This is a genomic window from Variovorax sp. P5_A3, from assembly GCF_056400665.1.
On the sequence record NZ_JBFUKW010000006.1, the window covers coordinates 248,299 to 261,369 of the forward strand.

The window sequence follows — 13,071 nt, forward strand, 5'->3', positions numbered from 1 at the left end:
CACCCAAGAGAGCGGGGGGCCGCGTGAATCAACACAGTTTTATGGCAGATACAGATTCCTATCCCGGCGTCCCCCACCTTGGCCACGTGCGCTTGGATGACGACCACGACAAGATGCACGAGCTCGCATTCGATCTGCGCGCAGCCGGCCCGCAACAGATTCAGGCTGCCTTCGACGCATTGCACACGCACGCGCTCGCGCACTTCGCCATGGAGGATGACTTGATGGCGACCAGCGAGTTCTCCTCCAAGGAATGCCACATCGATGAGCACATCGCCTTGCGCAAATCGTTCGACGAGGTGCGCGCGGCCATCGAAGCGGGAAGAACGGATGTGGCGGTCCGCTTCGCGCATCAATTTCTTGCGTGGCTGCCGGAGCACGCGGACGCGCTCGACCGCCACCTGACAAAGCTCCTGTTCCACAAACAAACCGGCGGAGCCCCCGTGCTGATCCACCGGCGCACGGCCTGACCATGTCCTCCGAACTCTTGACATTGCGACTTTCCGCTATCCGTTACGAGGCCGAAGGCATCGCATCGTTCGAATTCCGACACCCGCGGCATGAAGCGCTTCCCGCTTTCGGCCCCGGTGCCCACGTCGACGTCCACCTGCCCAACAGCCTGGTGCGCAGCTACTCGCTCAGCAACAACAGCGCTGAGACCCACCGCTACGTGGTGACGGTGGCGCGCGACGTGAACAGCCGCGGCGGCTCGACGTACATGCATGACAGCCTGCGTGTCGGCCAGGAGCTCCAGGTCAGCGCGCCCGCCAACCACTTTGTGCTGGATGAAGCGTCGGCGGACACGGTGCTGGTTGCCGGCGGCGTCGGCGTGACACCCATCTGGTGCATGGCGCAGAGGCTGCTCTACCTCGGCCGGGACTTCAAGGTTTTTTACGCCGCACGCTCACGCAAGAACGCGGCCTTCCTGCGCGAGTTCGAATCCCTTGCTGAGGATCTTGCGGGCCGCGTTCACTTGCACTTCGACGACGAGAGCGGCGTGTTGGACATCGGCAAGATCGTTCGCGAGAACGCGGATCTCGGCACGCACCTGTACTGCTGCGGGCCTGTTCCGATGCTCCATGCCTTCGAAGCCGCCTGTGCCGATGTCGTGCCCGAGCAAGTGCACATCGAATACTTCAAGGCCAACGATGCACCGGTCACCGCCGAAGGAGTTGATCTGGTGCTCGCAAGATCAAAGAAGACAGTTCGCGTGGCCACCGGCAAAACGGTCCTGGACGCGGTCCTGGAGGCGGGCATCGACATCCCCTATTCATGCATGGAGGGAATCTGCGGATCCTGCGAGGTCAAGGTCCTTGAAGGAATTCCCGATCACCACGACAGCGTCCTGAGTGCAAAGCAGAAGGCTTCCAACACCACGATGCTGATCTGCTGCTCTGGCGCGAAGTCTTCCCGCCTGGTGTTGGACCTCTGACAGACCACTCCCTACTTTCCCCGTTGAACAAGGAAAATAAATGTTGAATCAAGAGCAGAACGAAATCCTGACGCGCGTCGGCAACGGCACCCCCATGGGGAAGATGATGCGCCGATACTGGCATCCGATCGCAATGTCCAGCGAGTTGCCGCATCCCGACAGCGATCCCCTTCGTACCAAGCTTCTCGGAGAAACCTTCGTCGTGTTTCGCGACACGAGTGGCAAGGTAGGGGTGATGGACGAGCTGTGCCTGCACCGCGGTGCGTCGATGGCCATCGGGCGGGTGGAAGAGGGCGGCATCCGTTGCATCTATCACGGATGGAAGTTCGCGGTCGACGGTACGCTGCTGGACACACCGAACCACGCGGACCCGAGAGTCAAGGAGCGGCTGAAGGCCAATGCGTATCCCGTGCGGGAGCAGTCCGGGCTCATCTGGACCTACATCGGGCCCAAGGAGAAGCAGCCGCCGTTCCGTGAGTTCGCGTACGACAAGGTTCCCGATGCCAACCGAATCATCTTGAAGCTGGTCGTCAAGGCGAACTACCTGCAGATGTGGGAAGGCGGGACGGACAGCTCCCACGTCGGCATTCTCCACAGCAACGTGACGCGTCCGGGTTGGCTGGAGGAGGCAGGTGGCGATGCGCCGGAAATCACCGACATGGTCAGTTCGGCCTGGGACGACATGTCGCCCAAGCTCGAGATCGAAAACACCGGCTTTGGGTTCCACTATGTGGGAATCCGTCGCGTCAACGAGTCCACGCGCAACGTTCGCCTGGTCCCGCTGTTCATGCCTAACGGACGCATCATCCAGTTCCCCGACTTCTACACCACGGTATTCGACACCCCGCTGGACGACACCACCACTGCCAGTTACCTCGTTGACGCCAGCGACACCCGGGCCCTGGACATCAACGAACGGCGCAAGCGTTCCGGTCTCCTGGAGGAGCGGTTCTACAAGGACAACGAATTCGTCGCGACCTGGGACAACTACTTCGAGCAGGACCGCACGGCGATGCGGGCCAAGAAGAGCTGGAGCGGGTTCCACGGGATTACCCAGGAAGACGCGGTCATATCGACTTCCATGGGACCGGTGTACGACCGGAGCACGGAACACCTGGTGGCCGCCGACGCCGCGATCGTCCGGTTGCGTCAGCGCATTCTTGAATCGGTTCAACTCTCGGAAGAAGGCAAGGATCCGCTTGGCGTCGAGTACGGGGACCTGACGCACATGATCGGCTTCGACCGCGACATCAAAGAATCGCAGAGCTGGAAGCCGTACGCCGAGCACAACACGAGCCACTACCCTGCGAGCGAATAAAAACTGAAAAACCGTGGAGGCCAGGGCTTCCACGGTTCGTGCAACCGGATCTCTGTGGGTTACGCCAGTGCGCGGCACACCGCCTCGGTCACCTCGCTGCACTTGCTGCTTCCGCCAAGATCCCTGGGCAGGGACTTCCCTTCGTTGAGCACCTTTGCGACCGCGGCATCGATGCGCTGTGCCGCGACGATCAGCCGGTCATCGCCGTGCTCCTGGGCCAGCCAGCGAAGCATCATCACGCCCGAAAGAATGGTCGCGAACGGATTCGCCGCGTCCTGCCCGGCAATGTCGGGCGCTGAGCCGTGTGCGCCCTGGAACAGGCCGAACTTGTCGCCCACCTCGCCGGAGGGTGCCATACCCAACCCGCCGACGGTGCCGGCGCCCAGGTCCGAAATGATGTCGCCAAACATATTCTCAGCGACGATGACGTCATAAAAGTCAGGCTTGCGCAGCATGTGCACCGTAATGGCGTCCGCATACGCGTAGTCCAGCTCCACATCCGGAAAGTCCGCAGCCACTTCGGTCGACACCGCGCGGAAGAAGGCGTAGGTCTTCAGGATGTTTGCTTTGTCGCACACGGTGACGCGGCGCTTGCCGTCCCGCGGCGCCCCGTTTCGCTGGCGCGCCAGCGCGAAGCTGAACCGGGCGGCGCGCTCGACGCCCTTGCGCGTCATGACCAGGCTGTCGGTCACGACCTCGCCACGAAGGTTCACGCCTGCACCACGGCTCGCATACAGGCCCTCCGTATTCTCGCGGACGATGACGTAGTCGATCTGGCCTGCCGCCCAATTCTTGAGCGGTCCCGCAACGCCCGGATAGAGCTTGATCGGGCGCACGTTCGCATAGAGGTCGAGGCGTGCGCGCAGCAGCAGGTGAAGGTCATTGCCGACCTCGGTGTCGTCGGCATAGGTCACACCTGGCAAGCCTGCGGCGCCGTGCAAGATCGCGTCGGCACCCCTGCATGCAGCCTCGGTAGCCGGAGGCAGCACCTGGCCTGAGCGAAGGTAGTGCGCCGCCCCGCCATCGTGCGACTCGAAGCGGATGAGGGAGCTCCCGCAAGCTTCACTCAGAACGCTGACGGTCGACTGGCAGACTTCGGGCCCGATGCCATCGCCGTCGATCGACGCGATGCTGTAGTTGCGGTTTTCTTTGTTCACTTGAGGATTTTCTTGTGGCATGTTGCCTGATCGATAGCAGCGGGGTTAACGGTCGATTTGCGCCATGACGGCCGCGCCGTAGCGGGGGCCGGCGACGCCGGTGTCATGGACCACTTTGGCGATCTTCGCGGCTTCGTCCGGCGTGAGTTGCACGTTCAATGCGCCCAGGTTTTCCTTAAGCCGCTCAACACGCCGCGTGCCGGGGATCGGGACGATCCATTCCCGCTGCGCAAGAACCCAGGCGAGCGACAACTGGGCTGTCGTGATGCCACGGCTCTTTGCGATCTCGCCTAGTACGGCGACAGCTTTCACGTTTTTCTCCCGGTTCTCGCCAACGAAGCGCGGGTTGCCCGCGCGGAAGTCTGTGGGGTCGAAAACGGTCGTCGTGTCGACGGCACCGGTCAGGAAGCCGCGGCCGAGCGGGCTGTACGCGACAAAGCCGGCACCAATCTCTTCGAGCGTCGGGAAGATATCTTCCTCGGCTTCGCGAGTCCACAGCGAATACTCCGTTTGCAGCGCGGCCACCGGGTGCACGGCATGCGCCCTGCGAATCGTCGTCGAACTGGCCTCCGAAAGCCCGAAGTAGCGCACCTTGCCCTGCTTCACGAGATCACCCACCGCGCCCGCGACGTCCTCGATCGGAACGTTCGGGTCCACGCGGTGCTGGTAGAACAGATCGATAACGTCCGTGCGCAGCCGCCGCAAGCAACCCTCTGCAACCTTGCGGATGGTTTGGGGCCGGCTATCCATGCCCGTGCGCGCATTCGTCACGGGTGCGTACGAATAGCCGAACTTCGTGGCCAGGACAATCCTATGCCGCACCGCCTTCAACGCCTCGCCGACCAGCTCCTCATTGACGTAAGGACCATAGCCCTCCGCGGTATCAAAGAAGTTGACGCCGAGCTCAACCGCTTCATGCAGGACGGCGAGGCTTTGCTCGCGGTCGGAGGGCCCATAGCCCGAGGTCATGCCCATGCAGCCCAGGCCCAGGGCGGACACTTTCAACCCGGACCGGCCGAGTTCGCGGGAGGCTAGTTTCTTCATCATTTCTTCTTTCCAACTCCGACGCGGTTGATCAGGTCTCGCTGTTCCACGGTGGCCTTGGCAACGAAGGCGCTGTAGTCGGCGGGGTTCATATAGCGGGTGCGCTGGCTCGAACGTTCGAGCAGCGAAGTCATCGACGGTTGCTCCATCGCAAACTTGAATGCATCGTGCAAGGTCTTGACGACAGCTGGCGGCAATCCCGCGGGGCCGCCGATGCCGATGGGGCTGTCGATGACGGCGGAATAGCCCAACTCCGCCATCGTCGGAACGTTGGGGAACGCCTTCATCCGATCTGGGGCGATGACGGCAAGAAAGCGTGCCTTGCCAGAGCGGACTTGTTCGTTGGCGCTGATCACCGTGTCGACGGCAAAAGTGATCTGCTTGCCCAGTAGGGCCGTCAGGCTTTCGGTGCTGCCTTTGTACGAGATCGGCTGCCAAGCCAGTTTTTCCTTCAGCGTGATCTCCTGCATGAACAGGTGCGAACTGCCACCGAAACCAGGAGGTGTTCCGTAGGAGATTTCCATGGGGTGATTGCCGCCGTAAGCGCGCAGATCGGCCCAGGTCTTGAAGGGCGAATCGGCCTCGACGACGATGGCGAAGACGTTGTCCGCCATGTTGATCACGTAGGTGAAATCGCGCGCGGGGTCGTAGGCGACGTCTTCCAGCGCGGGTGCCCGCCACAGGCCGGTGACCGTCGCCGCGATGGTGTACCCATCGGCGGGCGCGGCCTTCAAGGACACCCAGCTCACAACACCTCCGGCGCCCGGCCGGTTGTCGATGACAAGGGGTTGCCCAAGCTTCTTTTCTGCTTCAATGGCTGCCGTGCGCATCACCTGATCAACGATGCCTCCGGGCGGAAAGCCGACGAGCAACCGGATCGGGCGTGAAGGAAATTTCGGCTGGGCGGTGGAGGGGCTTGCGAGTGCGACCGCAGCGGACGCCGCTGCTGCACCTATAAGCTTGCGGCGCGAAAACGAGATGGTGCGGAGCATATCTTTCTACCGTGGCGGCGTAACGAGTTGCGCAGTGTAGGAGCGCACATACCCGGCCAAGGCGATAAAAATCGATGGCACCATCGCCGAACCCAATGGCGCCCATGCGGTTCAGCCCAGGCTGGCGAGGTGCTCTTTCAGCATTTCGAGAAACTCGACCGCGATGGCCGATAAGGTGTGCCCTTGTCGCGTATGCACGAGCAGGCTTCGCTCGATCACCGGCTCGTGCAACTTCTTCGCGACGAGGGTGCCGACGTGGGGATTTCCCTTGATCAGGTAACCAGGAAGCACGACCAGCCCCATGCCCTGCGCCGCCAGCGCGAGCGCGGTCTGGATGAACGAGATTTCGTAGGCCGGGCGATAGGCGCGTCCGGCCGTGGAGAGCGCTTCGTTGATCAGGTGGTGCACCTTCACACCCTTCGACAGGTTGATGATGGGTTCGGAGACCAGGTCTTCCCAGGTGACACGGTCTTTGGTCGCCAGCGTGGAGTCGGCGCGGCAGACCACGGAGAGGTGGTCCATCACCAGCGGCTCGCTGGAGACCGCCTCGGGTTCATGCTCGAAGAAGCCGAGGCTGAACTCGGCCTCCTCATCGAGCACACGTTGGATGAGGCTGGTATCGCCCGCGTCGTACATAACGATCCGCACATCCGGCGAGGCTTTGTGCAGCTTGGCCATAACCGTGGGGACGACAGCGCAGGAAAGTGCGGGTGCGCAACTGAACGACAGAACGCGGTCGCGCACTTCCGCCAGATCCTGCATCTCGGCGCTCAAGGCATTTATTCGTTCAAGGATCGCCTCGACCTGTGCGTAGGCCACCTCTGCCGCCTTGGTGGGCCGCAACACGCGGGGTGTGCGCTCGAAGAGCCGCAAGCCCAGTGACTCTTCGAACTGCCGGATCATGGCGCTCATGGCCGACTGCGTCATGCTCATAGCATCTGCGGCATGCGTGAGATTGCGCAGCCGGTAGGCCGTAGCGAAGGCCCGCATCTGTCGCAACGTGATATTGAGGTGAACTGGCATGGCTGCGATTGTCGCGCGTCCAATCCGCAAGGTTGTCGCGCAGCCCCCAGAGAAAAGTGATGGCGCTATCGCAAAGCCTCGCTTCCGAGCGCAGGGGCGGACTTCTAGACTGAGGCGTGCGCAGCACAGGAACCCGATGAAAAGCGATTTACCTCTGTACGAGATTTATGCCATTCGCTATGCGACGCGTGATGCCTCGAGGCCCGACCATTTCATCGGCGGCGACCCGCACAACCTCCCGATGCCCATGGACTACTTCGTGTGGATTGTCAAAGGCGATGGTAGGACCATTGTTGTCGACACCGGGTTCACTTCCGCGATGGCGTTGCTGCGTGGCCGCGAGCATCTCCGGTGCCCGGTCGATTCACTGCGGCTGCTCGGAATCAAGGCCGAGGAAGTCGGAGATGTGGTGATCACGCACATGCACTACGATCACGCTGGCAACCTGTCAAAGTTTCCCAACGCGCGGGTGCACCTGCAAGAGGCCGAGATGGCGTTCGCGTCCGGGCGCCACATGCGTGACAGGGCGTTGTCCCACTCGTATGAGTGCGAAGATGTCGTGTGTGCCGTCCGGCTGAACTTCGCCGGCCACGTGGAGTTCCTCCAGGGCGATGCAGATCTTTTCCCCGGCATCTCGGTGCACCTCGCCGGCGGGCACACGCCGGGCATGCAGTGTGTTCGCGTGCACACACTGCGCGGCTGGGTTGTGCTCGCGTCGGACACGGCGCACTACTACGAGAACATCGAAGCCCGCAGGCCCTTTCCCATCGTCGCGGATCTCCGGCAGATGGCGGACGGCTGGACCCTGGTGAATGCGCTCGCAGACTCGCCGCAGCATATTGTGCCCGGCCACGATCCGCTGGTCATGACGCGATATCCGGCCCCTGAGCCGTCGCTCGACGGCATCGTCGTCCGGCTGGACGTGGAGCCCCGTCAATGAGGTTGCATCGGAAAAGGTTGCATCAAGATATTGGAGGATGTCCAGGTGAACGGTCAAATTCAGGCAAACCCGCCATCACCGGTTTCGACGATCGGCTTGCTGGTGGCACCTGGCTCCGGCCGGATGCCACCGGACGTCAATGTGCTGTACGGCGACAGCGCAATCCGGTTCATCTCGCAAGGGCTGGGGGTGGGGGAGATCACGCCGTCGGCCTTTGATCAGGTCGAGGCCCGGATTCTGGAGAAGGCGCGCTTGTTGCATGCAGCGGGGGCGCAGCAGATCATCCTGATGGGAACGTCCCTGACCTTCTACCGGGGAGCGACCTATGCGAACGAACTTCGTGACGAGATGGTCGCCGTCACGGGAGTGCCATGTACCACGATGAGCCATGCCGTTGTCGAGAGCATGCGGGCTTTGGGCATGCGGAGGATCGCGGTCGCTACCTCTTACATCGCCGAGTTGAACCGCGCGCTTCGCGCTTACCTCGAGAGCGTCGGCTTCGAGATCGCGGGGATCGAGGGGCTGGGTATACGGGGCGTCGATGCAATGCGTGCCGTGGCGCCGCAGACGATTGACGAGTTGTCTAGACGCACCGTCGAAAGAGCGGACCGGCCGGACGGCCTTTTCATTTCCTGCACAGGCCTGAACACGCTAGGCCTCCATGTCGGCCTGGAAGCCGCGCTGAACATCCCCGTCACCTCGAGCGCACCTGCGGGACTCTGGCACGCCGTGCGCCTGGCGAACCTGCCGGCTGGCCGTCCGGGCTTCGGGCGCCTTTTTTCGCCTGCAATCGCAAACCGTTCGGCCGCGCGCACGCATCCAGCGGACTGAGCCAGCGTCAGTCCCAGTCGGGAGCGAGTGCGGGCGGGTTGGTCAAACGTTCGCCGCGCTCGAGGCCGGCGATGGCATTCATCTCCGCGCCGTCGAGCAGGAGCCCCTTGGCCAGAAGATTCTGTTCAAGATTGACGCGCTGAGAGGACGACGTGACGGTGGCGTGCCCCAGGGCCAGGGCCCAGGCCAACACCACCTGCGCCGCTGTCGCGCCGCGCTTCCGCGCGATGGAAAGGATGGTCGGGTCCGACAGCGCCCGGCCGTGAGCCAAGGTCTTGAAGGACGTGGTGTGGATTCCCAGCGCCGCGGCTTCGGCGGCCACGTGCCGATTCTGGAAGTACGGATGGATTTCGATCTGATTGGTCGCGATCGCGCCGGGCCCCAGCACTTCGACTGCCTGACGCATGTGCTTGATCGTGAAGTTGGAGACGCCGATCATGCGCGCCAAGCCGCGCTGCTGTGCCAGGGCAAGTGCTTCGAGGGCCCGGGCAATGGTGACTGCGCCGCGTTCGACGGGCCAGTGGATCACGACGAGGTCAATGCAACCGGTCTGCAGCATCTCGCGACTTTCCTCGAGGCTGGCCAGAAGGCGCGGGGGATCGAGGTTGTCTACCCAGATCTTCGTCGCCAGAAACACGTCTTCGCGGGGCAGGCCGCTCTCCGCGACCGCACGGCCGACTTCAGATTCGTTCAGGTACCTTTGACCGGTATCGAAAGAGCGGAACCCGGCCTCGAGCGCCTGGAGGATTAGCTTCTGTCCCGGCGCGTCCTGCATCCCATAGGTGCCGAACGACAGTGAAGGAATTTCCATATCAGAACATCCTCGGGCAGGCACGCTGCGCGACCCCATGCGTTCCGCCCGCTGCCCTCAGCACAAAGGAGAGCACCACGCCGGCTCTGCGAGAAACGACTGTTGACGCAGCAAGAAATCCCTGCCGCCCGCGGGCGGCCAGGTGCCTTCTTCCTTCAGGCGACGATGCACGGACTCACGGTGCGCCGAATCCCGATAGGCCCACACGTGCACCACCTGGTTCAGCCGGCCAAACTCCGTGGTGCCACAGAACACGAGCGGCGAATGCTCCGTGCGTTCGCCGATAGCCCCAGACCACGCATCGAGGGTGGCAGCTGGCCCGCCGGGCAGGTAGCTGTCGATGCAGAACTCATAAAGCGCACCGTAACGGGCCGGCTTCATCGGTGGGGAGAATGGCGCGGGCAGCAGAATGACCGAGTCCATCTCCAGAAGAATCGGACGCATCGGTGGTGGCCAGTGCGGTGGTTTGATCATGTCGCGCCGGACCTCCATCCGGTGCTGCATGGAATCATAGGGCCACATGTGGACCACCGTGTCGCTCTGACCGGTCACGGTGTGCCACATGCCGCCCAGCGGCGACAGGTGGACCCGGTGGGGAAGGTTGTTCCCCATCATGTCTTCCATAGTCCGAGCCGCGCCCGGGCGCACTTGGTAGGTGCGCATCTCGATAATCATGTTCGTGCCTCCGCCGGTCAATGCTGTGAGCCGCCGCCGTCGACGGCCATCACGCTAGCCGTCATGAACGACGATTCGTCTGAGGTGAGGAACAGGATCGCATCGGCCACCTCGCCCGGTTCGCCGAGTCGCTTGATAATGCGCCGCTCCATCAACTTCTCGATCTGCGCGCCCTCGATCGGCGGGCCATTGGTGGGGTCGCGGAAAAGCGGCGTGTCGATCAGTCCGGGACACACCACGTTGACGCGCACGCGATCCTTGACCAAGTCCAAAGCGATCGCCTTGCTCATCACAATCAGGCCGCCCTTGGAAGCTCCGTAAGCCGTACGCCCTTCGGTCGGGCGCAGAGCGAGACCGGACGCGATGTTGACGACAGTGCTCTTCTCTGCCTTGCGGAAGTGGGGCAGCGCGGCCTTGATCACGTGGAACGGCCCCATCAGGTTGACGCTGATATCGCGCATCATGGCGTCGGCCGTCGTGTCGTCGAACGACTTGCGCGTGCCGATGCCGGCAACGTTGGCGACGCCGTCTAGGCCGCCCATGCGTCGCGCGGCTTCGGCGACAGCTCGCTCCACGGCCTGAGCGTCGGTGACATCGCACTCGAGGACGATCGCTTCGGGCACCTGCTCTCTCGCACGTGCCAGCGACGTCGCGGCGCGGTCGAGCACAGTGACCTTCGCCCCTTCTCTCAGATACCGCCTGACCGTTTCGAGCCCGATGCCCGATCCACCGCCGGTCACCAGCAGCTTTCTGTTCTCCAATCGCATTGAATATCTCCTGTTTTGTCGCAAGCCGTGATCACTCGCGTGGCAGCAGCGGCACTTTAGGGCCGAGCACGCCAGGGCGAAATCAAATCGTTCTGATGGCGCCATCGCTGTTTCCGATGCCCCATGGCGATCACGGCATCAGTCGATCGGGCTGGAACGCGATACCGTTCAGGAGGCGGCGAGGTTGTAGGCGCCAACCGCGCCGAGCGATGATCCGCCGTCGACGGCAATCACATTCCCGGTGACATAGGCGGCCAGCGGCGACGAGAGGTACAACACTGCCGATGCGACATCCGACGGCTCGCCGGGGCGCCCCATCGGAATTCGTGCGCCTTCCTGATCCCAGTACGCCTGCGGGTTGTTCGCGACGAGCCGTGGTGTGCGCGTGAGGCCTGGGGCCACTGCGTTCACGCGGATTCTCGATGGTGCGAGTTCATGTGCTGCACCCCTCACCAGGTGGTGCAGCCCCGCCTTGGCGCTGGCATAGGCGAGGGCGGCACCGCTGCGTACGGCATTGCCTGCGATGGATCCGACGAAGGTCATGCAGCCGCCTTTCCCTTTCATCGCAGCCGCACCAAAGTGCAATGTCAGCCAAGCGTGGTCGAGCACCAGCTCGAACTGCTTTTTCCAGCTTTGTTCATCGGCCACAGAGATCTCGTTGCGGATCACCATACCGACCACGTTGACGACGCCGAGGGGCGAGTCGCCCTGGAGTCTGGAGACTTCGACGAACACCTGCTTCATGTCATCGCGGTCTGCCACGTTGCCGGACAACGCGATGCCCCGGTACGTCGCGGCTACCGCGGCGGCCCTTTCCTGCGACGAGTCGACGCAGACGACACGTGCGCCACATTGGGAGAGCGCGCACACGACTTGTTCGCCGATGCCCTGGCCGGCACCCAGCACGACGAAGACCTTGCCCTGCAAGGAGAGCAGGTTTCCATATTGCACTTGAGTCATTGTCAGATCCTCTGGCTGCGTCACTTGGCGGGAGCCGTGTCGCTGGCGCGGATCCCCTCCCTGTTGATGATCTCCTGCCAAACGCCGAACTGCGTTTGGATGAAGCTTGCGAACTCCGGCTGTTCCATAAAGGGGCCCGCATGAATTTCCATGGCCTCCAAACGCTGCTGCAGTTCTTTCGAGACAAGGGCGGCGTTGATGTCTCGATTCAGCGCTGCAGCCGTCCCGGCAGGAAGCCCGCGGGGGCCGAAAATGCCAACAAAGATCACGACATCCATACCCGTGACGCCACCTTCCGCAAACGTCGGGACGTTGGGAAGCGCGGCGAGTCGTGTCGGGCTGAGCACGGCCAGGGGCCTCAGGGTGCCGGTTTTGATGTGGGGATTAGCGGCATTGATTGTCAAGAAGGCCGAACTGATCTGATGGCCGAGGATTCCGTTGATGATCTGCGCCTCGCCGTTGTAGGGCACGTGCAGAAGGCTCACGCCGGCGGCCCGGTTGAGCATGATGCCAAACAGGTGGAAGGCCTGCCCATAGCCGGCCGATCCAAAACTGAAGTTCGAATTGGGTTGTTTGGCCGCGGCAAGGAACTCCGCCAACGTCTTGTATGGAAGCCGGCTGTCGATCGCAAAAACGTCTTCCGGCATGGACACGTGCGCGATCGGGACGATGTCTTTCAGCGGGTCGAACTTCACGGCGGGGTTAGTCAGTGGCACTTGCACCAGCGCCGTGTTCGACAGCAACAGCGTCAGGCCGTCAGGCTTGGCCCGTGCGACTTCGATCGCGCCGATGATGCCGCCCGCCCCTGGGCGGTTCTCGACGGTTACGGGCTGGTCGTAGGTGGTACGCAACCGCTCCGCGATGACGCGCGCCTGAGCATCGTTGGAGCCGCCGGCACCGAACGGAACAATGATCCGCATGGGCTGCGTCGGGCGAAACGACCCTTGGGCTTGCGCACTGCACGCACCAAAACAAAGGCCGAAGGCCAGTGCGACCGCGGACGAAAGGCGGATGAATCTTTTCATGTTGTCTCCTTGGCGCGCGAGTATGCGCACTCAGGAATTCGACACATAAATTGATTCTGATGGCGCCATCAATTTCGATGATGTCGCGCGCGCCGC

14 protein-coding genes are annotated in these 13,071 nt (G+C 62.7%); 5 read left to right on the forward strand and 9 right to left on the reverse strand.

The genetic code is table 11. The annotated features are described in order from the left end of the window. Nucleotides 1-23: 23 nt before the first annotated feature. From AC1D3B_RS12100 to AC1D3B_RS12110, 3 genes are read left to right on the forward strand one after another with little or no spacing between them, the layout of a single operon-like run. Nucleotides 24-470, forward strand: a complete 447-nt coding sequence (locus AC1D3B_RS12100) for a bacteriohemerythrin (RefSeq protein WP_478190909.1) — start codon at nt 24-26, stop codon at nt 468-470. Between the two features lie 2 nt (nt 471-472). Beyond that, nucleotides 473-1,432, forward strand: coding sequence for a PDR/VanB family oxidoreductase (locus AC1D3B_RS12105; protein WP_478190910.1), 960 nt, complete (start codon nt 473-475; stop codon nt 1,430-1,432). A 40-nt stretch (nt 1,433-1,472) separates the two neighbouring features. Beyond that, nucleotides 1,473-2,750, forward strand: a complete 1,278-nt coding sequence (locus AC1D3B_RS12110) for a Rieske 2Fe-2S domain-containing protein (RefSeq protein ID WP_478190911.1) — start codon at nt 1,473-1,475, stop codon at nt 2,748-2,750. 59 nt (nt 2,751-2,809) lie between these two features. Here the strand turns inward: AC1D3B_RS12110 and AC1D3B_RS12115 are convergent, their stop codons facing one another. The 4 genes from AC1D3B_RS12115 to AC1D3B_RS12130 form a co-directional block, all read right to left on the reverse strand. Next, a complete protein-coding gene (locus AC1D3B_RS12115) occupies nt 2,810-3,907 on the reverse strand; it encodes an isocitrate/isopropylmalate dehydrogenase family protein (RefSeq protein ID WP_478190912.1) in 1,098 nt (365 codons plus the stop codon). A gap of 45 nt (nt 3,908-3,952) precedes the next feature. After that, a complete protein-coding gene (locus tag AC1D3B_RS12120; protein ID WP_478190913.1) occupies nt 3,953-4,954 on the reverse strand; it encodes an aldo/keto reductase in 1,002 nt (333 codons plus the stop codon). Further along, nucleotides 4,951-5,943: a tripartite tricarboxylate transporter substrate binding protein gene (locus AC1D3B_RS12125; protein ID WP_478190914.1), complete on the reverse strand. Its 993-nt coding sequence runs from the start codon at nt 5,941-5,943 to the stop codon at nt 4,951-4,953. The genes AC1D3B_RS12120 and AC1D3B_RS12125 overlap by 4 nt, the downstream gene beginning before the upstream one ends. 111 nt (nt 5,944-6,054) lie before the next feature. Then, a complete protein-coding gene (locus AC1D3B_RS12130; RefSeq protein WP_478190915.1) occupies nt 6,055-6,966 on the reverse strand; it encodes a LysR family transcriptional regulator in 912 nt (303 codons plus the stop codon). Between the two features lie 136 nt (nt 6,967-7,102). On the opposite strand from AC1D3B_RS12130, the gene AC1D3B_RS12135 reads away from it, so the two are divergent. Continuing rightward, nucleotides 7,103-7,906 (forward strand): N-acyl homoserine lactonase family protein, encoded by an 804-nt coding sequence (locus AC1D3B_RS12135; RefSeq protein ID WP_478190964.1) that lies wholly within the window; start codon nt 7,103-7,105, stop codon nt 7,904-7,906. Nucleotides 7,907-7,951: 45 nt separating this feature from the next. Next, nucleotides 7,952-8,737, forward strand: coding sequence for an arylmalonate decarboxylase (locus AC1D3B_RS12140; RefSeq protein ID WP_478190916.1), 786 nt, complete (start codon nt 7,952-7,954; stop codon nt 8,735-8,737). 7 nt (nt 8,738-8,744) lie between these two features. Here AC1D3B_RS12140 and AC1D3B_RS12145 read toward each other — a convergent pair whose 3' ends face one another. The 5 genes from AC1D3B_RS12145 to AC1D3B_RS12165 all read right to left on the reverse strand — a co-directional run bounded on the left by AC1D3B_RS12145 (nt 8,745) and on the right by AC1D3B_RS12165 (nt 12,975). Next, complete coding sequence (locus tag AC1D3B_RS12145) at nt 8,745-9,548, reverse strand: aldo/keto reductase (protein ID WP_478190917.1); 804 nt, start codon at nt 9,546-9,548, stop codon at nt 8,745-8,747. A gap of 57 nt (nt 9,549-9,605) precedes the next feature. Then, nucleotides 9,606-10,223, reverse strand: coding sequence for an NIPSNAP family protein (locus tag AC1D3B_RS12150; protein ID WP_478190918.1), 618 nt, complete (start codon nt 10,221-10,223; stop codon nt 9,606-9,608). 17 nt (nt 10,224-10,240) lie between these two features. Continuing rightward, a complete protein-coding gene (locus AC1D3B_RS12155) occupies nt 10,241-11,095 on the reverse strand; it encodes an SDR family NAD(P)-dependent oxidoreductase (RefSeq protein WP_478190919.1) in 855 nt (284 codons plus the stop codon). A 63-nt stretch (nt 11,096-11,158) separates the two neighbouring features. Then, a complete protein-coding gene (locus AC1D3B_RS12160; RefSeq protein ID WP_478190920.1) occupies nt 11,159-11,950 on the reverse strand; it encodes an SDR family NAD(P)-dependent oxidoreductase in 792 nt (263 codons plus the stop codon). A gap of 20 nt (nt 11,951-11,970) precedes the next feature. Next, on the reverse strand, nt 11,971-12,975 hold the full coding sequence (locus AC1D3B_RS12165; RefSeq protein ID WP_478190921.1) for a Bug family tripartite tricarboxylate transporter substrate binding protein: 1,005 nt from the start codon (nt 12,973-12,975) through the stop codon (nt 11,971-11,973). Nucleotides 12,976-13,071: the final 96 nt, after the last annotated feature.